The sequence below is a fragment of the Rhodopseudomonas palustris genome (assembly GCF_013415845.1).
GTDB lineage: Bacteria > Pseudomonadota > Alphaproteobacteria > Rhizobiales > Xanthobacteraceae > Rhodopseudomonas > Rhodopseudomonas palustris_F.
Genome location: NZ_CP058907.1, coordinates 593,079 through 615,189 on the forward strand (window position 1 = coordinate 593,079; position 22,111 = coordinate 615,189).

Here is a 22,111-nt window from a genome sequence, read left to right on the forward strand (position 1 = left end):
GTTCTGCTGCGCAGTGCAGCGAGCCGACACGTGGCAGGGGCGTACAAAAGGGGGCTTGCGAAGCGCGGCCGTCAGGTTTGGCCGGAAAATGGTGCCCCTGGCCGGGATCGAACCAGCACTCCTTGCGGAACTCGATTTTGAGTCGAGCGCGTCTACCAGTTCCGCCACAGGGGCCCGCGCGGCCGAAACAATCCAGCCGCGAAGCGCGCGGGACTATAGCGGCCCCGGAGTCGGGGTCAACCCGGCGGGCCGAGGCGCTGCCGGACACTCTGGTTTGATCGGACGGCGCCTCGACAGCGCCTCGGACGCGAGATACGACCCTACCGCATCCCGGAGATCGACATTGAGCGCCGACCTGATCGACCATCGAGGCACCCTGTCCGAGACGGGCCGTCCAGAGCGGATCGCCGGGGGCGTGGGGTTGACCGTCGCGGGCGTGGCCGTGGCGGCGCTTGGGTTGGCGTGGTTCTCCCAGCTCGTGCTGGAGCTAGCGCCGTGCAAGCTCTGCCTGGAGCAGCGTTACGCCTACTATCTGGACATCCCGCTCGGGCTGCTAATCGCCTTCGCGGCCTGGCGCCGCGCGCCGGTCGGACTGCTGGCGGCGGGGCTGGTCGTGCTCGGCCTGATGGCGCTCGGCAACGCCGGCCTTGCCGCCTACCACGCCGGCGTCGAATGGCGGTTCTGGGCCGGTCCGTCGGATTGCTCGGGACCGATCCTGGACCTCAGCAAGGCCGGCGGCCTGCTGGCCCAGCTCGACACGGTCAAAGTGGTGCGTTGCGACGAGGTGCAGTGGCGATTCCTCGGCCTGTCGTTTGCCGGCTACAACGTGCTGGTGTCGCTGGCGCTCGCCGCCCTGTGCGGATGGGGCCTTGGGCGTCTCAAGCGGCGCTGATGGTCAGTCGTCGACGTCGTCCGGGCTGTGCCCGAACCAATGCACGATCCCCGGCGTCACGATCGAGACGTAGATGAAGCGCGACAGATGGTGCGCGCCGACGAACACCGGATCGATGTGCAGCGTCAACGCCAGCGCCATCATGGCGTCCATCGCTCCGGGTGAGAACGCCACCACCAGGTCGTTCAGCTTGACCGGCGTGGTCAGCATGATGGCGACGACGAACACTGCCGAGATCGCGATCGCGACGGCGAACGAGCCGAGCGCCGCCCCGATATAACTGAGGATCGTGCGCGGCTTGATGGCGCCGAACCGAGCGCCGATCAGAGTGCCGATTCCGACCAGTGCGGCCAGATAGGCCCATTGCGGCAGCGTGCCTTCCACCCAACCGCCGCCGTGCAGCACCGATGAGCCGAGCATTGCGCCGAACATCCAGCTTGCGGGGAAGTTCACCAGCCGCAGCAGCAGCGCGACGCCGACCGCGACAGCGATCAGGACCGCCAGGACGAGCGGTGTCGCCTCCGGCCCGCGGGACGGCAGCGCCCCGTGACCCGCCATGCCGATCAGCGCCAGCAGCATCGGTACTGCGCTGGTCAGGATGATCACGCGCATGACTTGAACGACGGCAATGCCTGGCACATCCGCTTTGCGTTCGGTAGCCAGCATGATGATCTGCGATAGCGCACCGGGACTGCCGGCCAGCAATGCCGACGTCCGGTCCCAGCCATGGACGCGCTGCAGATAGATGCTGCTGCCGAAGGTGGCGCAGAACGTCGCCACCGCGAGCAGCCCGATCGTCACCGGGTAGGACGCCAGATTGTGCACCATGGTGGGCGACACCACAGAGCCCAGCGAGACGCCGAGCGCCATTAGCACGATGTGCGATAGTGGCGGCGGCAGGCCCATCTTGCGTCCGGCAAGGCCGGCGGCGCCGACCGCGATCATCGCGCCCGTGATCAGTCCGCCGGGGAGCTGGGCCCAATAGAACAATGCGCCGCCGGCAGAGCCGATGGCGATCGTTTCGATCACCTGGAGAGTCTTGGACCGCAATGTCATGGCGGTCAGCGCGGGATTTTGAGGCACGCGACCTTATTGCAAATCATTATACCTTCGGCAATTGCGCCTCGCGCGCGCAGCCATGCCGGCGGCGCGGGTACTCGCGGTCCGTCGCCGCTGGTAATCGGATCGCAATTGTCAGTTGCATGCCGCGAGATAGAATACTGCCGGGTGGCACACCAGGGAGATGGGACATGAGAGTTCTGAGGTACGAGACCCGTGCGGCGCTGCTGACGGCGGCGGCGCTGCTGACATGGTCGGCCGCAACGCCCGCGCAGGCGCTGACCGCGCAGGAGTGCAGTGCCAAGTATCAGGCCGCAAAGACCGACGGCACACTGAACGGGCAGGGCTGGAACGACTTCCGCAAGGAGCATTGCGGGGCAGCCGCGAGCGCCGACAGCAAGGCGGCGGAAGCCAAGCCGGCAGATGCGAAGCCTGACGCGAAGCCGGAAGCCAAATCCGAAGCCAAGCCGGCCGACTCCAAACCCGAGAGCAAGTCGAAAGCAAAGAGCGCCGCAGTGCCGTCTGTGCCGCAGGGGCCTGCGGTGTATCCAAGTGCGATCGACGCCAAGTTCGCCCAGGAAAAGCCGACGCTGGCGCGGCTGCATACCTGCGCGCAGCAGTGGAAGGCCAATAAGGCCGCCAACACAACGGGCGGCCTGCGTTGGATCCAGAAGGGCGGCGGCTACTGGAGCGAGTGCAACAAGCGCCTAAAGGGCTGATTAACCCCGAACGGGACGGCAGCCTCATCGTCGGACGAAGGCTCTTGGCGACGACGACGGTATCGGGTGCATAGCAGCCGTCCCGCTCCTGCGATTGACAGGCTCCGGCGGAGCCCGCATCGGTGCGCGCGATTTTCCGCGTGAGGGAACCTGATGATCGCCAGTGTCGGCCTGATCCTGCTGTGCCAGCTCGTCGGCGAAGTGATCGCTCGCGGGCTCGGGTTGCCGCTGCCGAGCCCGGTGTTGGGGTTGTTGTTGTTGTTCGTGCTGCTCGTGGTGCGCGATTACATCAAGCCGCTCGCGATCGGACCGCTCGGCAATGGCGGCGTCGAGGATGCCTCCAAGGGCATGCTGGCGCATTTGTCGCTGTTGTTCGTGCCCGCCGGTGTGGGGGTGATCCAGCAGCTCGATATGATCACCACACACGGTATTGCGATCATGCTGGTCCTGGCCGGCTCGGTGCTGATCACGCTGGTGGTCACGGTGGTGACATTCGTGGTGGTGGCTCGGCTGCTGGCAATGTGGGTACCCCGATGAACGCCAACCCGTTCTCGCTGTGGGTGTACCTGTCGCAGACGCCGCTGCTGTGGCTGACCGTGACGCTGCTGGTCTATGCGGCGACCGATGCGGTGTCGCAGGCGACCGGGCGCAATCCGCTGGTCAATCCGGTTCTGCACGCCATGTGGATCATCGGCGTGTTCCTGTGGGCGACCGGCACCTCCTACACGACCTATTTCAGCGGCGCGCAGTTCGTGCATTTTCTGCTCGGCCCCGCCACCGTGGCGCTGGCGGTTCCGCTGTACGAGAACCGCAAGCTGGTGCTGGCCGCGATTCTGCCGATGGCCCTGGCGCTGGTGGTCGGCTGTGTCACCGCGATCGTTTCGGTGGTCTGGCTGGCGCAGCTTGCCGGGTTGCCTGAGACGGTGGTGCTGTCGCTGGCGCCGAAATCGGTGACGGCCGGCGTCGCAATGGGTATCAGCGAGTCGCTGCATGCCGACCCGTCGCTCACCGCGGTGGCGGTGATCCTCACCGGCATCCTCGGCGCGATCGTCGTCTCGCCGCTGATGAACCGGCTCGGGATTCGGGACTACCGGGCGCGCGGCTTCGCCGTCGGCCTCGCCTCGCACGGCATCGGCACCGCGCGGGCATTCCAGGTCGACGCCATTGCCGGCGTGTTCGCCGGCATCGCGATGAGCCTGAATGCGCTGATAACCGCGCTCCTGGTGCCGGTCCTGGTTACTCTGCTGGTGCGCTGAGCCAGCGCGGCCGCCGTCGCTGCAGTGTGATTTGCCGCCGCCGCAACCGCCGCGTTACGTTCGCGCGCACGATCACCAGCCGAGGAACTCGCCGATGTCGGACGCCTCTGTGCTATCCGCCGCACATGCTGCGGCACCGCCGCCGAGCTGGGCGATGCCGCGCCCGATTTTGGCGATCGTGGCCGCGCTGATCGCGGCGGCTATGGCCGCGCTGGCCGTTCCCGATGCGGCCTCGGCTGCAAACGCCCAGAGCGATGCCGAACTGGTGCTGTTGCTGCGCTTCATGGCGGGCGTGAAGGCCGTACTGGCGCTGGCCGCGCTTGGTGCGGTGGTGTGGCGGCTCGGCTATGCGGCTTCGCCGTTCCTCAGTGCAGTTTATCTGTTGGCGCCGGCCCTGATGGTCGCAGCACCGGTGCTGATCTGGCAGATCGCCCCGACGGCGCTCGGCGCCGGGCTGTTTCATGGCGGCCTGGCGCTGCTGCTGCTCGCTCTGTTCGCCGACCGCGGCCAGACCTCGAAACTGGTCCGGCACAAACTGTTGGCGCGGCACACCGCCTGAGCTCTACGCCGCCGGCACCTTCAGCCAATCCAAGAGAGCGACGTTGGCCTCGCGCGGGTAACTGTGGCTGAGGTCGGCGATCTCGCGGTAGCTGACGTCGGCGCCGGCCGAGACCAGCGCCTCGTGCGCCTGCCGGGCCACCTCCACCGGAAACATCCAGTCGTGGCGGCCGTGGACGATCTGGATCGGCAGCCCGCGCAGCCGTGACGAATCCGCCGCCCCCGCGAGCAGCGGATGAAAGCTCGCGGCGATCGGCGCCAGATGGGTGAAGGGCGAGTCGCTGGTCAGGCCCGAGACGTAGCAAAACGTGCCGCCGTCGCTGAGGCCGGTCATCAGCAGCCGGGACGGATCGATCCGCCAATGCCCCCGCACCTCGTCGAGGATGCGGGCCAGATTGGGCGAATCGACATCCTCGCCCATCAGCGCCCAGGTTCGCCCGGTCGCAGTCGGCGCCACTACGATCGCGCCGCGGGCGCGGGCGTCGCGCAGCCAGCTCCACAGAAACAGCCGGCCGTGACCGCTGCCGCCATGCAGCGCCATCACCAGCGGCCACTCCCGATCGGGGGCGTAATATTCCGGCACGTAGAGCGAATAGCCGCCGCGGCTGCCGGGCTCGTTGAACCGGTGAAACACGCCGCTGTCCGGATGCTTCGGCTGCGTCAGTCGCGCCAGCAATGCTTCGTTCTGCTGGTTGTCCGGATCGAGGAAGAAACTCGACACCGGCGGCAGATTGGCAGCGAGCGGATACAGCGCCTCCAGCGCCTGCGGCAGATGCCGGAGCGCCCGGAATACATCGCCGAGATCGCCCTGGCCGGCATCGACCGCGCGCAGGCCGGCAAAGGCCGTGAGCGCCTGCTCGCCGGCGGTCTGCAGCGGACCACGCAGATGCGCGAAGGTCTCAGGCCAATTCGCCAGTCGTGGCAACTCGGTCTGCAGGGCCTCGTCGGGCGTGCCGGCGAGCTTAAGAAGGTCGCCGAATTCCGGCGGGTGCAGATAGCGCGCGACGAAGCCGAGCGATTCGAGGCTCTGCAGCAGCGGCGGCAGCAGCGCCACGATGTCGTCGATCACGGCTTCGCTCATCCCATCCCTTCCCGATTTCTGTCTGCGAAGGTCCGACAGTGTCAGGGATCGGGCCGGCTGCAAACCGCAAACCGAGCGCGAAGCGGTGATCCGGCAGGTCCCATTCGGCGCAAAACCCTTTAGGGTGGCGAGGAGCCAAAGGCCGGCGGGATCGTTGCCGTCGGTGAGGCAAGGGGACCTGGATGCCGGCATCCGAAAACAAGTTCTTCATTCTTCTGCTGGTGGTCGCCACCGGCCTATTCGGTTGGATCCTGTGGCCGCTGTACAGCGCGGTGCTGTGGGGCATGGTGATCGCGATTCTGTTCGCGCCGCTGAACCGGGGCCTCAACCGCGCCTTCGGCTTCCGGCGCAACCTTGCGGCTCTGATGTCGGTGACGATCATCGTGCTGATGGTGCTGCTGCCGATGTCGCTGCTCGGTGCAGCGTTGGCCAGGGAAGCGGCCGGCATGTACACCAAGATCGAGTCCGGCAACCTCGATCTGCTGAAAACCATGCGGGAGCTATTGGCGGCCCGGCCGGATTGGCTCGGCGATCTGCTCAGCCGTTTCGGCGTCGGCAATCTCGCGGACATCCAGCAGCGGCTGTCGGCTGCGCTGTTGCGCGGCAGCCAGTATCTGGCCGGGCAGGCGCTCGACATCGGGCAGAGCACCTTCGACTTCACCGTCAATCTGTTCGTGATGGTGTATCTGCTGTTCTTCCTGCTACGCGACGGAGATCTTCTGGCGGCGCGGATCCGGCGCGCGACGCCGCTCGGCGTCGATCATCAGACCCGGTTGCTGGACAAGTTCACCGTGGTGATCCGCGCCACCGTGAAGGGCAACATGCTGATCGCCCTGATCCAGGGCGCGCTCGGCGGGCTCGCCTTCTATGTGCTCGGCATCAGTGGCGCGCTGATGTGGGCGGTGGTGATGGCGTTTCTGTCGCTGCTGCCGGCGGTCGGCGCCGGCATCGTCTGGCTGCCGATGGCGCTGTATCTGATCGCGTCCGGCTCGGTCTGGCATGGCGTCGGGTTGATCGTGTGGGGCATGCTGGTGATCGGCATGGTCGACAATTTCCTGCGCCCGATCCTGGTCGGCAAGGACACACGGATGCCGGACTACGTCGTGCTGATCTCCACCCTCGGCGGGCTGGAAGTGTTCGGCCTGAACGGCTTCGTCATCGGCCCGGTGATCGCCGCGATGTTCATCGCCACCTGGGACATCTATTCGATCGCGCGCGAGGATGCGGGCGACACGCCCCGGATCGGCGCCGGCACCGGGCCGGCGGCGGTCGCGCCCTCCGAGCCCGGCGGACCCGTGCCGGTCCGCAGCGATAGCGGGACGACGCCTGTCGCCTAGATACCGAACCAGGGCTGCAGCAGCCGGGCGAACCGGCTCTTGAACCGCAGCGGCGCGTCGGTAACGGCGAGGCAGATACAGTCGCCGTCGGGGCCGGCCTGCGGCTGGTGCTCGGTGCCCTCGTCCGTCTCGGCGACGTCACCGCGCCGCATCACCGCAGCGCCGTCGCACAGTGATCCGTGCAACACCAGCGTCAGCTCGCGCCCGGAATGCCCGTGTTCAAGAACACGCGTGCCGGCCTCGAACCGCAGCATCCGCGCGCGAGGACGGCAACCCGGAATGTCGATGGTGATCTGCTGCACCCGTGGCGCCAGCCGTGTCCAGCGCAGGCCGGCGAGGTCGGTGCCCAGATAGCTGCGCAGTGGCTCCGGGATCACGATATCGGAACGCGGCCGCAGCGCCGTTGCAGGGATGGCCGGCGGTGTCTCCGGCTGGTCTTGCGTCCGCGCCAGCACGTTCTGCCACAGCTCCGGTGTCACCGCCGCTGCAGGCAGCGCGTCGAGCATTTCGCCGCCGAGCGCATCGGCGGCTGCTGCGCGGGCGCGGCAATGCGGGCACAGCGCCAGATGGGTGGCGACCAGCAGGCTCGAGGCCTCGTCCAGCGTACCGGCGGCATAGCTCAGCAGCAGATCATCGCCGATATGGTGCCGCACCGTCATCGCAGTTCTCCGGCGGGGGTGTCGAGCGCGGCGCGCAGTTTGCCGAAGGCGAGCCGGATCCGCGATTTCACCGTGCCGACCGGCAGGCCGAGCTGTTCGGCGATCTCGCTATGCGATTGGTTTTCGTAGAACGACAACATCAAAACACTCTTCTCGTTGAACGACAGCGTCTCCATCACCTCGCGCACCCGCTGCTCAGTTTCGGTGCGCTCCAGCCGCCGGTCGGGAGGCTCCTCCTCGTCGGGTACGAACGCCGGATCATGGGGATCGAAGCCAGGCCGCTTCGCCTGGCGCAGCCGGTCGATGCTGAGATTGCGCGCGATGGTGAAGATCCAGGTCGAGGCCGAGGCTCTGGCCGGGTCGAACTGCGCGGCACTGCGCCAGACCGACACCATCGTCTCCTGGGTGATCTCTTCGGCCAGTGCCGGATCGCCGCCGCGCCGCGCGAAGTACGATTTCAGGCGCGGCGCGAAGTGGCGAAACAGTGTCTCGAACGCCGCGCGATCCTGCCCGGCCGCGATGCGGACGATGCAGTCCGCCATCTCCGCCGAGGGCGGGCGTGGACCGTCGCGCAATTGATCCATGACGACCGCTCCGTTGCCGGGCGCGCACCGATCCGCAAGATCGCCGTGAGGCGCACGCTCTGAACCCTGCAGCCTAACGCGGGGCGCGGCGATGCGGAGCGCGCCATGTGTCGCGCTCACATGCTCGCGAGTAGTAATCAGGTAGTCGCGCGCGAGAGCCGAATCTGGTGTGCGGAGAATCATGAGCAGCGAGAGCGCGGTCGGATCGATTGCATTTGTTCTGATACGAGCCGGCCGATCGTTTGGATCACCGCATCCCGAGAAAAATCGCATGCGGCGCCTGAGCGCATCAGGCTGGATGCGGCTCACGCGGCTGTGATGGCAAGGCAGTGATCCGTCGGCGCCGCCGCTTCGTAAACAGCGTGCTAACAGCCAACGGGAGGTTTGATGATGTCGATGCTTCGGAAACTGAACGGCATGGAAGCTGCTGTGATCGGCGGTGCGCTCCTGATGACGCTCGCTCCGCTGGTGCCCTACGCGATGCTCGGTTGATCTTCGGCGAAAGCAACGTGACCGATCGAACGCGAGTCCAGCATGGTCGTGGGGCCTGCCGGCGATGCCGGCGGGCCCTCGACTGTGAGTTGGATTTTTGCGTGGTTCGGCTGCTGCGCCGAACAAATCAGATCGTCAGCTCGCCTTGCCAGACAGCGTCTGCACCAGTGCGATGAACTGACTCGCGAGCGGGTTGTTGGCGGCGGTCGTCAGTGCATGAACGTCGGCCGAAATCGGCGGTCCGGCGATCGGCCGATACACCACGTCGGGGTGGGCCAGCTTGCTGACGAATTCCGGGATGATGGCGACGCCGAGACCTGCTGCGACCAGACTCGTCAGCGAGGTCGACTCGATCGCCTGATGGGTGACGCGCGGCGCGTAGCCCGCCTCGAAACAGCACTGCCATAAGTATTTCGCAAACAGGGAGTCCTCCAGCCGCAGAAACACGAAGCTCTCGTCCCGGAGATCCGCCAGGGTCACCTTCCTGGCCGATAGCGCATGGCCTTTCGGCAGGACCAGCCGGACCGATTCCCGCCACGCCAGTTCGCTGGCGATCTCGGCATCCTGCGGCGGACAGCGCAGGAAGCTCACATCGGTCTGGCCGGATTTCAGCGCCGCAACCTGTCGGTCGGGCGACATCTCGTGGATGCGGAGATCGACGTTCGGATAGTTGAGCGCGAATTGCTGGATCGCCCGTCCGAGCGGGCCGGTCAGCACTGATCCGGTCAGCCCGACATTGAGGATGCCGGCGGTGCCTGCGCCGATCGAGCGGGCGCGCTGAACGGCATTGTCGGCGCGCTCCAGAATGGCGAGCGCCTGCTTCAGGAAATCCTCGCCGGCGCGGGTCAGCGCCACACGCCGGGTCGTCCGCTCGAACAGCGGGGTGCCGATCTCGGCTTCCAGGTCCCGAATTTGCTGACTGAGCGGAGGCTGGGCGACGCCGAGGCTCTCGGCGGCTGCCGTGAAGTTCAGGTGCCGCGCGACGGCGGCGAAATAACGGAGATGGCGGATTTCCATCCTCAAATCATATGCCAAACGTCTCAATCGAGACATATGAAATATTTGACGTCTAGAAACTCAGCAGTGATTGTTTCTCAGGCTCCAGATCCCGGGAACATTCCGATGAAGCGGTTTTTCGCGTCGCTGTTTGGGCAGGTGGTCACCGCCCTCGTGCTTGGTGTCGTCGTCGGTGCGCTGTGGCCTGAGGTCGGGGTCGCGCTGAAGCCGCTCGGCGACCTGTTCATCAAACTGATCAAGTTCGCGATCGCGCCTCTGGTATTCGGCGTCGTCGTCAACGGCATCGTCGGCGCCGGAGACCTGAAGAAGGTCGGACGCGTCGGGCTGAAATCGCTGATCTACTTCGAGGCGGTGACGACGCTGGCGCTCGCGCTCGGCATCGCGCTGGCCTACGTGTTCCAGCCCGGCGCCGGCATGAACGTCAACACGGCGACGCTCGATGGTTCGGCGCTCGCCGGCTACAGCAGCCACGTCAAGGAAGTCACCGGCTTCACCGACTTCATCATGCGGCTGGTGCCGACCACCTTCATCGATGCGTTCGCCAAGGGTGACGTGCTGCAGGTGCTGATCATCGCGATCCTGTTCGGTGCCGGCTTGTCGCTGCTCGGCGAGCGCGGCAAGCCCTTGGCCGACAGCATCGAGCGGATCACCGAGGTGCTGTTCAAGATCATCGGCATCATCGTCAAGCTGGCGCCGCTCGGTGTGCTCGGCGCGGTGTCGTTCACGGTCGCCAAATACGGCATCGGCTCGCTCAAGCAGCTCGGCCTGCTTGTCGGCCTGTTCTATGTCGGCGTCGCGCTGTTCGTGTTCGTGATCCTCGGCGGCATCATGCGGCTGGCGGGCTTCAGCCTGATCAAGCTGCTGGCTTATTTGCGCGAAGAACTCACGGTGGTGGCCGGCACCGCGTCGTCGGACAGCGTGCTGCCGCAGGTGATGCGCAAGCTGGAGCGGCTCGGCATCAAGGACTCCACGGTCGGTCTGGTGATTCCGACCGGCTACTCGTTCAATCTCGACGCGTTCTCGCTGTACCTGACGCTGGCGACGGTGTTCATCGCCCAGGCCACCAATACGCCGCTGTCGTTCGGCCATCTGCTGGTGATCCTCGGCATCGCGCTGCTCACCTCCAAGGGCGCCCACGGCGTCCCCGGCTCGGCGATCGTGGTACTGGCCGCGACGCTGTCGGCGGTGCCGGACATTCCGCTGATCGGCCTGGTGCTGGTGCTCTCGGTCGACTGGTTCGTCGGGATCGCCCGCGCGCTCGGCAATCTGGTCGGCAACTGCGTGGCGACCGTGGTGATCGCCGCATGGGAGGGCGATATCGACCGGGCTCAAGCGAAGCGTGTGCTGAACGGCGAGGTCACCACCGACACCGCCGCGATCCTGGATGCGCCGGTCGCGGAAGCCTCCGCCTGACGGCGGCCCGCCAACGAGAAACCATGGGAGAGGCCCAATGAACGCCCCAACCTACAACCCGGCCTGCGGCGGCCTGCCGCCTCAGACCGCGCTGCACACCGGCCGCGCGGTGTTCACCGAGGCCTATGCGGTGATCCCGCATGGCGTGATGAGCGACATCGTCACCAGCCTGCTGCCCGGCTGGACCAATACCCGCGTCTGGATTTTGGCGCGGCCGCTGTCCGGTTTCGCCGAGACCTTCGCGCAATATCTGGTGGAGGTCGCGCCCGGCGGCGGCAGCGATCATCCGGAGCCGGACCCGCAGGGCGAAGGCGTGCTGTTCGTGGTCGGCGGTACGCCGAGCCTCGATCTCGGCGGTAACACCCACGCGTTGCGCCCCGGCAGCTACGCCTATCTGCCGCCGGGCTGCGGCTGGCGGCTGCGCAACGCTGGCAGCGAGCCGGCGCGCTTCCATTGGGTTCGCAAAGCCTATGAAGCCGTCCCCGGTCTCGATGCGCCGGACGCCTTCGTCACCCATGAGTCGGAGATCGAGCGGGCCGGCATGACCGGCACCGGCGGCAGCTGGGCGACGACGCGCTTCGTCTCGCCCGAGGACCTGCGCCACGATATGCACGTCAACATCGTCACGCTGCAGCCCGGCGCCTCGATCCCGTTCGAGGAGACCCATGTGATGGAGCACGGGCTGTTCGTGCTCGAAGGCAAGGCGGTGTATCGGCTGAACCGCGACTGGGTCGAGGTCGAGGCCGGCGACTTCATGTGGCTGCGCGCGTTCTGTCCGCAGGCCTGCTACGCGGGCGGTCCCGCCCCCTTCCGCTATCTGCTGTACAAGGACGTCAACCGCCATCCGGCGCTCGGCCGCCGCGGGCTCGGACGATGACAGACACCGCGCGAAAAATCGTCGCCCAGCCGCTGAGTGCAGCGGCGTTCGCGCCGTTCGGCCAAGTGATCGATACGGCGCAGGTCGACTCGCGTCCGATGAATGCCGGCAGGGCGAGGCGCTTCCACGATCTCGCTGAGATCGAGGTGATCGGCGACGGCGCCCGCGTGGTGGTCGGTCTGGTCGAGGCGCAGCCTTACGCGGTGCCGCTCTGGCTCAACCTGGTCGAGCGCCATCCGCTCGGCGCCCAGGCGTTCGTGCCGCTGAACGCCGCGCCGTTTCTAGTGGTCGTCTGCCCGGACGAATCCGGCAAGCCGGGCGCGCCGCAAGCCTTCATCACCGCCCCGCATCAGGGCGTCTGCTACGCCCGCAACACCTGGCACAGCGTGCTGACGCCGTTCGGCGCCGCGCAGGATTTCGTGGTGATCGACCGCGGCGGACCGGGGGTGAATCTGGAAGAGCACCTGTTCGACGAACCGTGGATCGTGCACCTGTCGACCAGCCGCTGACGTTCGCGGCTCTGCAAACGAGCCGTGCCGGACGTCTCGTCGCTGACGGCTACGTCCGTTCGAACGTGATGCTGTAGCCGAAAGCGTTGCCGACGCAGCGCAGCTCGCGAAATCCCGCGGCCGAGACCCGCTCCCGCACGCGGCGGCGGGAGACGTAGTGCGGATCGAACACGCTTTCGGCGACCAGCAGCCGGCCGCCGGGGCGCAGCATGCGATGCACCGAGGGAAATATCTCGGTGCCGCTCGGAAATTCGCCGAGTGCCATCACCATCACGGCCGCATCCAGCGAGCCCGCCACGACGGCCGCTTCCCGCACGTCGGCTCGGAGCAGGCGGATATTGGTCAGCGCTTCGGCTGCAGCCTTGGCCGCAACCTTCGCCAGCATCCCGTCCTGGACGTCGAGCGCGGTCACCTGGCCGTTTGGTCCAACGGCCCGCGCCAGCGGGAGCGTCACGCGCCCGGGGCCGCAACCGATGTCGATCGCATGGTCGCCTGGTCGCAGCTGCAATTGCGCCACGACCTGCTCGGAGCGCGTGGCGCGCGCCAGCGGGTTTTCCATCTCCACCAGCCAGGCGATCTCCGAGGGGCAAGGCAACACCGTCCGCCTGGACGCCATACGCCAGCCGATCCAGAGGGCCGGCGGCAACAGCAGAAGAAGAAAACCCGACATCACTGATCCGTTCGCACGCGAATTCGAGCGTAGCAGTGCAGCCTGTCGGTGGCGGTGTAAAGCGAGCAGGGAAGCTGCGCCGGCGTGCCGAGTCGAGACGGCTTCCGGCCGAGGGTGGACTACGGGTCCAGCTCGGTGTCCCAATATAAGTAATCGAGCCAGCTCTCGTGCAGATAGTTCGGCGGGAACAGCCGGCCGTTGCGGTGGAGCTGATGCACTGTCGGGGCGAACGCGGTCTGGCGTGGGAACATCTTGGCTTGCTCGGGCGTCAGATTGCCCTTGCGCAAGTTGCACGGCGAGCAGGCCGCGACGACGTTCTCCCAGGTGGTCTGGCCGCCCTTGGAGCGCGGGATGATGTGGTCGAAGGTGAGATCGTCGGGCGCGCCGCAATATTGGCAAACGAACCGATCGCGCAGGAACACGTTGAACCGCGTGAAGGCCGGATTCGTGGTCGGTTTGACGAAGGATTTCAGAGATACGACGCTGGGGAGCCGGAATTCGAGGTTCGGGCTGTGCACCGCACGGTCGTAATGGGCGACGATATTGACGCGATCAAGGAACACCGCTTTGACCGCGTCCTGCCACGACCAAAGCGACAACGGATAGTAGCTGAGCGGCCGGAAGTCCGCGTTGAGCACCAGCACCGGCCAACCGCCATGTGAGACATGCGCGTTCAAGAAACGCTCCTGACCCCCGTCGATCGACGCTGCGAAGCAGCATGCGAAGGCATACTACAGTCAGGGTGACGGCCTTGTGAAGGGCGATGCAGAAATGTCCCTCCCGCAGGGCGGGATTTCAGCCCAAGCTGGGCCGCATAGGCAGCAGACGTATTCCAGAAAACTGTCGCTATAGAGGTGTTTGTTCCATTTTTACCAGCCGCGTTGACGGGGCCGTGGCGGGCTAGCAGATTGACCCTGACAGTTCCCGTAAATCCGCCAATCCAAGTGAGGAGGCGTCATGTCCAGCGCAGCAACCGCATCGATCAAAGCCGTCGCAGAAGCACCAGCCCATCGTCCCGGCCGCGGCCGGGTGTATGAGTCGATCGCCGATGCTTACGGCGATACGCCGCTGGTACGTCTGAACCGGCTGCCGCAGCAGCACGGCGTCAAGGCGACGATCTATGCCAAGCTCGAGTACTTCAATCCGGCGAGCAGCGTGAAGGACCGTATCGGTGCGGCGATGATCGCGGCGCTGGAGCAGGAAGGTATCATCAAGCCCGACACCGTGCTGATCGAACCGACCTCCGGTAACACTGGTATCGCGCTGGCCTTCGTGGCGGCCGCCAAGGGCTACCGGCTGAAGCTGGTGATGCCGGAATCGATGTCGATCGAGCGCCGCAAGATGCTCGCCTTCCTCGGCGCCGAACTGGTGCTGACCGAAGCCGCCAAGGGCATGAAGGGTGCGGTCGCGAAGGCCGAAGAGCTGGTGGCGGCGACCCCGAACGCCGTGATGCCGCAGCAGTTCAAGAACCTCGCCAACCCGGCGGTGCATCGCCGCACCACCGCGGAGGAGATCTGGAACGACACCGACGGCGCGGTCGATATCTTCGTGGCCGGCGTCGGCACCGGCGGCACCGTCTCGGGCGTCGGCCAGGTGCTGAAGCCGCGCAAGGCGTCGCTGAAGGTGGTGGCGGTCGAGCCGGAGGAAAGCCCGGTGCTGTCGGGCGGCGCGCCCGGCCCGCACAAGATCCAGGGCATCGGCGCCGGTTTCGTGCCGGACATTCTCGACCGTTCGGTGATCGACGAGGTGGTCAAGATCCCGAGCGCCACCGCGATCGAAACCTCGCGCGCGCTGGCGCGGCACGAAGGCATTCCGGGCGGCATCTCGTCGGGCGCCGCGATCGCTGCCGCGATCGAACTCGGCAAGCGGCCGGAAAATGCCGGCAAGACGATCGTGGCGATCGTGCCGTCGTTCTCGGAACGCTACCTGTCGACGGTGCTGTTCGAAGGCGTCTGATCGATCAGGCCGTGACGCTACAGCCGGATTGCGGGAGCCATGCCCGCGATCCGGCTCAGCACGGAGTGACCTTAAGTCACCACCAGATCGGTGCCGGTGAGCCGGCGGTAGGCATCGAGATAGCGCTTCGAGGTCGCCTCGACGATCTCGGCGGGCAGCTTCGGCGGCGGCGCTTCGCCGTTCCAGCGGCCGGCACGGCGTTCGGCGTCGAGATAATCGCGCAGCGGCTGCTTGTCGAATGACGGCTGCGACCGGCCCGGCGCGTACGTATCGGCCGCCCAGAACCGCGAACTATCCGGCGTCATCACCTCGTCGATCAGGATGATGCGGCCGTCCTTGTCGCGGCCGAACTCGAACTTGGTATCGGCGATGATGATGCCCTGCTCGCGGGCGACCTCTTCGCCCTGGGTGTAGATCGCGCGCGTCATGCTTTCGAGCGTGTAGGCGGCCTCGTCGCCGACGATCTCGCGCATCCGTGCGATGGTGATGTTCTCGTCGTGACCGGTCTCGGCCTTGGTGGCCGGCGAGAAGATCGGCGGCTCCAGCCGCTCGCTCTCCGTCAGCCCCGCGGCCAGCTTCTCGCCCGCCAGCGTGCCGGAGGCGGCGTATTCCTTCCAGGCCGAGCCGGTGATGTAGCCACGGATCACGCATTCGATCGGGAATACGGTGGTGCGTCGGCACAGCATGGTGCGGCCGGCCAGCGCCGCGCGATGGCCCTGCAGTGTCGGGACCGCGGCGATGATCTCGTCGATGTCGGCGCTGATCATGTGATGCGGCACCACGCCGCCGAGCTGGCCGAACCAGAATGCGCTCACCTGGGTCAGCACGGCGCCCTTCATCGGAATGGTCTCGCCCATCACCACGTCGAAGGCGCTGATCCGGTCGGTGGTGACGAGCAGCAGCCGGTCGTCGTCGACGGCATAGATGTCGCGCACCTTGCCGCGGCCGATCTTGGTCAGCGGCAGGTCGCTCGAGAGCATCGTGGTCATGGGCGGTGTTCCAGGCAGAGGCGGCCGCCGGCGCGGCCGGCGGCGGGGATCGTTGCGGGCCCGCAGTCTATCATTCCGGCAGCGGAATGAACTCGCTCTCGTTCGGGACTGCGGCGAAACGACCGGTTTTCCAGTCCTGTTTGGCCTGTTCGATCCGCTCTTTGCTGGACGAGACGAAATTCCACCAGATGTGGCGCGGCCCCTCCAGCGCGTCGCCGCCGAGGAACATCATCCGGGTGTCCGTCTTTGCCCGGACAGTGATGCGGTCGCCGGGGCGGAAAATCAGCAGGGTCGGGCCGACGTGACGCTCGCCGGCGATCTCGACCTCGCCGTCGACCACATAGATCGCGCGCTCCTCGTGGTCCGGATCGAGCGGCACCGCGGTGCCGGCCTTGGCGTTGACCTCGACATAGAACCACGGCGACACCATCGTCACCGGCGAGGCCTTGCCGAAGGCCGAGCCGGCGATCACCCGGGCGGTGAAGCCGGTGTCCTGGACCATCGGCAGCGTCGCCGCGGCGAAGTGCTGGAAGCTCGGCGCGATCTCTTCGGAAGCCTGCGGCAGCGCGATCCAGCTTTGCAGGCCGAGCATCGACTGGCCAATGCTGCGTTCGACATCCGGCGTGCGCTCCGAATGCGCGATGCCGCGGCCGGCGGTCATCAGGTTCATCGCGCCGGGCGCGATTTCCTGAATGTTGCCCTCGCTGTCGCGGTGCATGATCTTGCCGTCGAACAGGTAAGTGACGGTGGCAAGCCCGATATGCGGATGCGGCCGCACGTCCATGCCTTTGCCGGCGATGAACTGCACCGGCCCGAAGTGATCGAAGAAGATGAACGGGCCGACCATCTGCCGCTTGCCGTGCGGCAGCGCCCGGCGCACCGCGAAGCCGTCGCCGAGATCGCGCGTCCGCGGCACGATGATCAATTCCAGCGCATCGCAGGTGGTCGGATCGCCGAGCACCGGATCGTTGGTGGGCATCCAGCTCATCTGATCACTCCCTGGTTGTCTTCGTCATTGCAAGGAGCGCAGCGTCGAAGCAATCCAGACACGTGTACTGAGCTGGTTTGCTTCGCTACGCCGCAATGACGAGGCTCGTGCTTCTCATCAATAGTTATCACGCCGTCGGCGCGGCCTGCGGGGCGCTGGCAGTCTTTCCGTTGCCCTTGCGCGGTTCGCTGCTCACCGGCTTGGTCGGCACCAGCTTGCGCACTGCGGAGGCGGCGGCGATCTGGCCGCGTTCGAACAGCGCCTCGTGGTTGGCCTCGATGTCGCCGAGCGCGTACAGGTAGTTGACCATCAGCCCGTGCGACTGGCGCATGCCGTTCGGCGAACGGTCGCCGAGGAAGTTCAGCCGGTCGAGCCGCGCGCCGTTGCCGAGGTGGAAGCGGGCCACTGGATCAAGCGGCCGGCCGTTCGGCCCCTTGACCTGCAGGAAGTAAGCGGCGGCGAGCTGCAGCACGATCGGCTTCAGCCGGTCGGCGGTGTCGGCATCGTCGAACCAGTTCGGCGTATCGAGCGCTTCGAGCGCGGTGCGCGCGGAGGCATCGAGCAGCGTCGAGTCCGGATTGTCGCGTTCGCGCTTCAGCCACTTGGCGAAGCCCGGCACCGGCGACAGCGTCACGAAGGTCTGCACATTCGGCAGCTCGCGCTTGATCTCCTCCACCACCTGCTTGATCAGGAAATTGCCGAACGAGATCCCGGCGAGGCCCTGCTGGGTGTTGGAGATCGAATAGAACACCGCAGTCGTTGCATCGCTGGCGGCGATCGGCTCGCGCTCGAGATCGAGCAGCGGTGCGATCGCGGCCGGGCTGTCCTTGGTCAGCGCGACCTCGACGAAGATCAGCGGCTCGTCGACCAGCCGCGGATGGAAGAAGCCGTAGCAACGCCGGTCCGGCGGGGCCAGCCGCGCGCGCAGATCGTCCCAGTCGTGGATGGTGTGCACCTGCTCGTAGCGGATGATCTTTTCCAGGATGTTGGCCGGCGTCGTCCAGTCGATCCGCTGCAGCACGAGAAATCCCCGATTGAACCACGACGTGAACAGATGCACGAAATCGTCGTCGACGTGACGAAGCTGCGGATGCGCGGCGATGCGGGCGAGCACCGCCTCGCGCATCTTCACCAGCGCCGCGGTGCCGCCCGGCGCGTGATTGAGGCGGCGGATCAGCTCCTGCCGGCGCGGCTCGGCGGCGCGGAGCAATTCACCGGTCGCCTCGGCCGAGGCGTCGGCGCGAAACGCCTCGATCGCGGCGTTGAGTTCGGCGAGGTCGGGCCCGAACTGTTCGGCGAGCGCATCGAGAAACGCCAGCTTGTCGTCTTCGTCGGCAGCCTCGTAGCCGGCGAGCAGCGATGCGGCCAGCGCGACGCCGGATGCTTCACCCCGCCGCGACAGCAGCGTCTCACTAAGCGCGATCAGTTCGTCCCCGGACATCGGCTGTGAGCTGGTCAGCCCGAACAGGCTGCGGCCGCGTTCGGTGAGGCTGTTGAACAAGCCGCCGAGAAATTCCGAAGCGCGGTCTGCAGTGGTGGCTATCGGCATCAGCTTCATCCCCAGGCTTGCGACATCGTCGCCGCACGTACGGAGTGCGGTACCTCGCAACCATAGACGTTCCGGACAACGCCTTCCAGACGCATGAGCAGGGCGATGGTTTCGCCACGGCTTCGTGACCGGCCGGGAAGGGGAGGTGTTGCCTGCGCCGAGTACCGCCGCCGGCTAATTCGCCAGCACTTCGGCGGTGACGTCTTCGACATTGTGCAGCAGGCAGATCAGCTTGCCGCCGGCGTCGCGCACCGGCGTGTTGATCGATTGCCAGTAGCGCTCGACGAACACGCCCTCGGTGTTGCGCATATCGTAGCGCTGCACAGCGAGCGCGTGCGGCTCGCCGGTTTCGACCACGGCGCGCAGCGAGTTGTAGACGTTGCTCACGCCGTCGGCGGTGTCGATCGCCGGATTGTCCGGGAAGATCTCGAACAGCGGCTTGCCGACGATGGCCTCGCGCGCCGTGAACGTCGCGCGCGCATAGGCGTCGTTGATGTCGATGATCTTCAGCCCGGGGCCGGCATCGATCAGCATGTAGGGATGGTCGGAGGCATCGAAGCCGGCGCGGATTTGCGCCAGCACGGAATTGAGATCACCGCCTCGGTTGCGATACGCCAGCGGCGACAGGTCGGCGCCGGAGAGCTGCGAGTGCAGCAGTGCCAGTTCGCGCTTGGCAGACGACAGCAGGCCGAGCAGCGTTCGCCGCAGCTTCTCGTCCTCGGCAGTCTCGAGCAGCTTTTGGAAGTGCGCGATGTTCTGTTCGCAGACGAAACGCTGCATCGGCCGCTCTCCGCCGGGAGTGTCGGCTCTTCTGCTACGCCAGATTGAAAGTATGTCAATACCGCGGAAGGTTCCCTAGCGACCCAAGGCGGTTGCTTCGCTCACCTTGGCGAACCGCTCCAGCGTCAGCACAGCATCAGCAAAACTCTGTGCGCGACCGTCCAAAACCGGACGGGCGAGCTGCAGGAATTTCTGCGTCATCGCCTGGTCGCTCGGGAACGAGCTCGGCTCGCCGGACGGATCGGCGTAGATCCGTTCATGCACGCCGTCCTCGGTGGTGATCGAGACACGGGCGCCGAACGGATGGGTTTTGCCCTCGAGCCGTTCGTCGCGCACCACATCGAACTTGTCAGCAAGTGCATCAATCGCCGGGTCGCCGAGCCGCGTGTAGTCGTCCCAGCCGAAGCTGCCCTGCTCCAGCGCCAATGCGCCGGTGAAGAACATCGAGAATTGACCACCGACGATCGAGCGCGGATGCCGCTTGGTCGGCGCGTCGCCGGTGAGCGTGATGCCGTTCTTGTGCAGCCCGACCTCGACGCGCGTGATTTGCTCCGGCGTCAGATTGTGCTCGCGGCGCATCGCGATCAGCGCGTCGATCGCGGCGTGGGTGTAGCGGCAGCTCGGATACGGCTTCACGCCGATCTTCATGGTCTCGTAGACGCTGCCGAGATCGGCCACCGCTTTATCGGGATGCGGCGTGTCGGTGTAGCCGACCAGGAGCCCATGGATGCCTTCGACCGACTCGGTCGAGCCGATGAATCCGTTCTTCGCCAGCGTCGCAGCGATCACGCCGTTCATCGCGGCGGCTCCGACCTGGTAGCGCTTGTTCCAGGCACCGTTGACCAGGAATTGCAGCGAGCCCGCGGCCTGGCTGCCCGAGACGCCGAACGCCGCGACGGTCTGATCCTGCGACAGGCCGAACAGTTTGGCGGCCGCTGCGGCGGCGCCGTAGGTGCCGGCGGTTGCGGTGGGATGGAAGCCGCGTGCGTAGTGCGAGGTCGGGTCGAGTGCGTTGCCGAGCCGGCAGCACACTTCGTAGCCGGCGACGATCGCGGTCAGCACGTCGCGGCCCGAGGCGCCGACCAATTCGCCGACCGCGAATGCGGCCGGCACCACCGGCGCCGAGGGATGCAGCGACGAATCGGCGTGGGTATCGTCGAAATCGAGCGAATGACCGAGCGCGCCGTTCAGCAGCGCCGCCACCGCCGGGGTCCAACGCTTGTCATCGCCGAACACCGTGGATTCGCCGGCTCCGTCGAGCGACAGCGCCTGCAGCATCTGCAGGATCGACGGCGTCGATTCGGCTTCGCGCCGGGCGCGGATCGCGCTGCCGAGGAAGTCGAGCGTCAGCACCTTGGCGCGCGCCAGAACGTCCTGCGGAATGTCGGTGAATTGCAGCGCGGCGACGTAGCCGGCGAGCGTGGCGGTTTCGTTGGCCATCTGGGCTCCCTCTTTTGCGCGGCACGTTAGGCGGGCCGCGAACCCGGTTCAAGCCGCGCTGGTGCAGGCCCCATCCGCAGTGGTGCGGATTTGCGCGGTGCGCAGGGCCGTGCTCTCTGGCGCGGGTGATTCCGCGCCAGACGGTGCAACCGGAACGATTGCTGCCGCCGATGACATCCTCCAGGACACGCCTGCTTTCGCAATGGAAACCGCGCCGGCCCCAATGGGGCCTGGCGCTGCGTATCACCCTCGCGGCGCTGCTTGCGCTGGGGTTCGCGCAAAGCCTGCATTTGCATCTGCCGCTGTGGGCGGTGCTCACCGCGATCATCGTGACGCAGACCAGCGTCGGTCGGTCGCTGAAAACGGCGGGCGATTATCTCATCGGCACCATCGGTGGCGCGATCTACGGCGGCGCCATCACGATCTTCGTGCCGCATCATAGCGAGCTCGGGCTGCTCGGAGCCCTGGCGCTGGCGGTCGCACCGTTGGCGCTGCTTGCGGCCATCAAGCCTAACCTCAACGTCGCCACGGTCACGGCGATCATCGTGCTGCTGGTGCCGACCATCACCAAGGTCGAGCCGCTGGCCTCGGCGATCGACCGCGTGCTCGAAGTCGGGGTCGGGGCAATCGTGGGGCTCGCGGTATCGTTCGTGGTGCTGCCGTCGCGGGCGCAGGGACAGGCGCTCGCCGCGGCGGCGCGCTCGCTGGAACTGATGGCCGATGCACTCGGCGCCCTGCTGGCGGGCCTGACAAAGGGCCTCGACAACGATGCGCTGCACCGGCTGCAGGACGGCATCGGGGCGTCGCTGGTGACGCTCGCGGAAATCGGCGCCGAGGCACAGCGCGAGCGCAACGCCGGGCTGTCACGCGGGCCGGACGTCGCGCCTCTCGTCCGCACGCTGCTGCGGCTGCGCCACGATCTGGTGATCGTGGGCCGGGCCGTCACCGCGCCGCTGCCGCCGTCGCTGCAGGACCGGCTGGGCGGCGCGGTCGACAACCTGCGCCTTGCGGCGACCTCGCATCTGTCGGCCTGCGCCAATGCGCTGCGCGAACGCCGCGCGCCGCCGCCGCTCGGCCTGATGGAACAGGCGCTGGCTGCTTACGTCACGGAAGTCGCAGCGGTCCGGCGGGACGGCTTGATTCGGGCACTCCCCGGCGATCAGGCCGAGCGGTTCTTCGCGCTCGGCTTTGCGATGGAGCAGCTGCACCAGAACTTCCGTGACCTCGAAATGCGGGTCACCGAATGGGCGCTGCCGGGCAAGCCGACCGCGCGGGTCGTGTGAACG

23 protein-coding genes and 1 tRNA gene are annotated in these 22,111 nt (G+C 66.7%); 11 read left to right on the forward strand and 13 right to left on the reverse strand.

The window, feature by feature from the left end:
• Positions 1 to 89 precede the first annotated feature (89 nt).
• A tRNA-Leu gene (locus tag HZF03_RS02730) sits at positions 90 to 174 on the reverse strand.
• 169 nt (positions 175 to 343) lie between these two features.
• Between HZF03_RS02730 and HZF03_RS02735 the strand changes: the two genes are divergently transcribed.
• Complete coding sequence (locus HZF03_RS02735) at positions 344 to 892, forward strand: disulfide bond formation protein B (protein WP_119020103.1); 549 nt, start codon at positions 344 to 346, stop codon at positions 890 to 892.
• A 3-nt stretch (positions 893 to 895) separates the two neighbouring features.
• Here HZF03_RS02735 and HZF03_RS02740 read toward each other — a convergent pair whose 3' ends face one another.
• Positions 896 to 1,948 carry an AbrB family transcriptional regulator gene (locus HZF03_RS02740; RefSeq protein WP_011156110.1) on the reverse strand — a complete coding sequence of 351 codons (1,053 nt, stop codon included), beginning with the start codon at positions 1,946 to 1,948 and terminating at the stop codon, positions 896 to 898.
• A gap of 194 nt (positions 1,949 to 2,142) precedes the next feature.
• On the opposite strand from HZF03_RS02740, the gene HZF03_RS02745 reads away from it, so the two are divergent.
• From HZF03_RS02745 to HZF03_RS02760, 4 genes are all read left to right on the forward strand, one after another.
• Positions 2,143 to 2,670 (forward strand): hypothetical protein, encoded by a 528-nt coding sequence (locus HZF03_RS02745; RefSeq protein WP_011156111.1) that lies wholly within the window; start codon positions 2,143 to 2,145, stop codon positions 2,668 to 2,670.
• A gap of 153 nt (positions 2,671 to 2,823) precedes the next feature.
• The gene (locus HZF03_RS02750) at positions 2,824 to 3,207 is read left to right on the forward strand and encodes a CidA/LrgA family protein (protein ID WP_011156112.1); all 384 of its coding nucleotides are present in this window, start codon (positions 2,824 to 2,826) and stop codon (positions 3,205 to 3,207) included.
• Entirely contained in the window at positions 3,204 to 3,926 is a 723-nt protein-coding gene (locus tag HZF03_RS02755; protein WP_011156113.1) for an LrgB family protein, read from the forward strand. The genes HZF03_RS02750 and HZF03_RS02755 overlap by 4 nt, the downstream gene beginning before the upstream one ends.
• 94 nt (positions 3,927 to 4,020) lie before the next feature.
• Positions 4,021 to 4,485 (forward strand): hypothetical protein, encoded by a 465-nt coding sequence (locus tag HZF03_RS02760; RefSeq protein ID WP_119020104.1) that lies wholly within the window; start codon positions 4,021 to 4,023, stop codon positions 4,483 to 4,485.
• 3 nt (positions 4,486 to 4,488) lie between these two features.
• Here the strand turns inward: HZF03_RS02760 and HZF03_RS02765 are convergent, their stop codons facing one another.
• A complete protein-coding gene (locus HZF03_RS02765) occupies positions 4,489 to 5,565 on the reverse strand; it encodes a carboxylesterase family protein (protein ID WP_119020105.1) in 1,077 nt (358 codons plus the stop codon).
• A gap of 182 nt (positions 5,566 to 5,747) precedes the next feature.
• On the opposite strand from HZF03_RS02765, the gene HZF03_RS02770 reads away from it, so the two are divergent.
• Positions 5,748 to 6,902 (forward strand): AI-2E family transporter, encoded by a 1,155-nt coding sequence (locus HZF03_RS02770; RefSeq protein WP_119020106.1) that lies wholly within the window; start codon positions 5,748 to 5,750, stop codon positions 6,900 to 6,902.
• On the opposite strand, the gene HZF03_RS02775 is transcribed toward HZF03_RS02770, so the two are convergent.
• The 3 genes from HZF03_RS02775 to HZF03_RS02785 all read right to left on the reverse strand — a co-directional run bounded on the left by HZF03_RS02775 (position 6,899) and on the right by HZF03_RS02785 (position 9,654).
• A complete protein-coding gene (locus tag HZF03_RS02775) occupies positions 6,899 to 7,561 on the reverse strand; it encodes a ChrR family anti-sigma-E factor (protein WP_119020107.1) in 663 nt (220 codons plus the stop codon). The genes HZF03_RS02770 and HZF03_RS02775 overlap by 4 nt on opposite strands.
• Positions 7,558 to 8,145: a sigma-70 family RNA polymerase sigma factor gene (locus HZF03_RS02780; protein ID WP_119020108.1), complete on the reverse strand. Its 588-nt coding sequence runs from the start codon at positions 8,143 to 8,145 to the stop codon at positions 7,558 to 7,560. The genes HZF03_RS02775 and HZF03_RS02780 overlap by 4 nt, the downstream gene beginning before the upstream one ends.
• A 627-nt stretch (positions 8,146 to 8,772) precedes the next feature.
• Positions 8,773 to 9,654, reverse strand: a complete 882-nt coding sequence (locus HZF03_RS02785) for a LysR family transcriptional regulator (protein WP_011156119.1) — start codon at positions 9,652 to 9,654, stop codon at positions 8,773 to 8,775.
• 105 nt (positions 9,655 to 9,759) lie between these two features.
• Here HZF03_RS02785 and HZF03_RS02790 point away from each other — a divergent pair, with 105 nt between their 5' ends.
• Genes HZF03_RS02790 through HZF03_RS02800 form a run of 3 tightly spaced genes read left to right on the forward strand, consistent with a single transcriptional unit; the run spans position 9,760 to position 12,453 of the window.
• Positions 9,760 to 11,067, forward strand: coding sequence for a dicarboxylate/amino acid:cation symporter (locus tag HZF03_RS02790; protein WP_012494237.1), 1,308 nt, complete (start codon positions 9,760 to 9,762; stop codon positions 11,065 to 11,067).
• Positions 11,068 to 11,104: 37 nt separating this feature from the next.
• Positions 11,105 to 11,944: a bifunctional allantoicase/(S)-ureidoglycine aminohydrolase gene (locus HZF03_RS02795; RefSeq protein WP_119020063.1), complete on the forward strand. Its 840-nt coding sequence runs from the start codon at positions 11,105 to 11,107 to the stop codon at positions 11,942 to 11,944.
• Positions 11,941 to 12,453: an ureidoglycolate lyase gene (locus HZF03_RS02800; protein ID WP_119020064.1), complete on the forward strand. Its 513-nt coding sequence runs from the start codon at positions 11,941 to 11,943 to the stop codon at positions 12,451 to 12,453. The genes HZF03_RS02795 and HZF03_RS02800 overlap by 4 nt, the downstream gene beginning before the upstream one ends.
• A gap of 49 nt (positions 12,454 to 12,502) precedes the next feature.
• On the opposite strand, the gene HZF03_RS02805 is transcribed toward HZF03_RS02800, so the two are convergent.
• Together HZF03_RS02805 and HZF03_RS02810 are read right to left on the reverse strand one after the other, a co-directional pair.
• Positions 12,503 to 13,123 carry a class I SAM-dependent methyltransferase gene (locus HZF03_RS02805; RefSeq protein ID WP_119020065.1) on the reverse strand — a complete coding sequence of 207 codons (621 nt, stop codon included), beginning with the start codon at positions 13,121 to 13,123 and terminating at the stop codon, positions 12,503 to 12,505.
• A gap of 119 nt (positions 13,124 to 13,242) precedes the next feature.
• Positions 13,243 to 13,800, reverse strand: a complete 558-nt coding sequence (locus HZF03_RS02810; RefSeq protein ID WP_011156124.1) for an HNH endonuclease — start codon at positions 13,798 to 13,800, stop codon at positions 13,243 to 13,245.
• A 280-nt stretch (positions 13,801 to 14,080) separates the two neighbouring features.
• Here HZF03_RS02810 and cysK point away from each other — a divergent pair, with 280 nt between their 5' ends.
• Positions 14,081 to 15,079, forward strand: coding sequence for a cysteine synthase A (cysK, locus tag HZF03_RS02815; protein ID WP_011156125.1), 999 nt, complete (start codon positions 14,081 to 14,083; stop codon positions 15,077 to 15,079).
• Between the two features lie 71 nt (positions 15,080 to 15,150).
• On the opposite strand, the gene HZF03_RS02820 is transcribed toward cysK, so the two are convergent.
• The 5 genes from HZF03_RS02820 to HZF03_RS02840 all read right to left on the reverse strand — a co-directional run bounded on the left by HZF03_RS02820 (position 15,151) and on the right by HZF03_RS02840 (position 20,825).
• Positions 15,151 to 16,068, reverse strand: coding sequence for a phosphoribosylaminoimidazolesuccinocarboxamide synthase (locus HZF03_RS02820; RefSeq protein WP_119020066.1), 918 nt, complete (start codon positions 16,066 to 16,068; stop codon positions 15,151 to 15,153).
• Positions 16,069 to 16,138: 70 nt separating this feature from the next.
• The gene (locus tag HZF03_RS02825) at positions 16,139 to 17,056 is read right to left on the reverse strand and encodes a pirin family protein (protein ID WP_119017362.1); all 918 of its coding nucleotides are present in this window, start codon (positions 17,054 to 17,056) and stop codon (positions 16,139 to 16,141) included.
• Between the two features lie 127 nt (positions 17,057 to 17,183).
• Positions 17,184 to 18,605, reverse strand: a complete 1,422-nt coding sequence (locus HZF03_RS02830; protein WP_119017495.1) for a malonyl-CoA decarboxylase — start codon at positions 18,603 to 18,605, stop codon at positions 17,184 to 17,186.
• A gap of 174 nt (positions 18,606 to 18,779) precedes the next feature.
• Positions 18,780 to 19,385, reverse strand: a complete 606-nt coding sequence (locus HZF03_RS02835; protein ID WP_012494244.1) for a PAS domain-containing protein — start codon at positions 19,383 to 19,385, stop codon at positions 18,780 to 18,782.
• Between the two features lie 75 nt (positions 19,386 to 19,460).
• Positions 19,461 to 20,825 (reverse strand): MmgE/PrpD family protein, encoded by a 1,365-nt coding sequence (locus HZF03_RS02840; protein ID WP_119017363.1) that lies wholly within the window; start codon positions 20,823 to 20,825, stop codon positions 19,461 to 19,463.
• 170 nt (positions 20,826 to 20,995) lie between these two features.
• On the opposite strand from HZF03_RS02840, the gene HZF03_RS02845 reads away from it, so the two are divergent.
• Positions 20,996 to 22,108 (forward strand): FUSC family protein, encoded by a 1,113-nt coding sequence (locus tag HZF03_RS02845; protein ID WP_119017496.1) that lies wholly within the window; start codon positions 20,996 to 20,998, stop codon positions 22,106 to 22,108.
• The last annotated feature ends 3 nt before the right edge of the window (positions 22,109 to 22,111 follow it).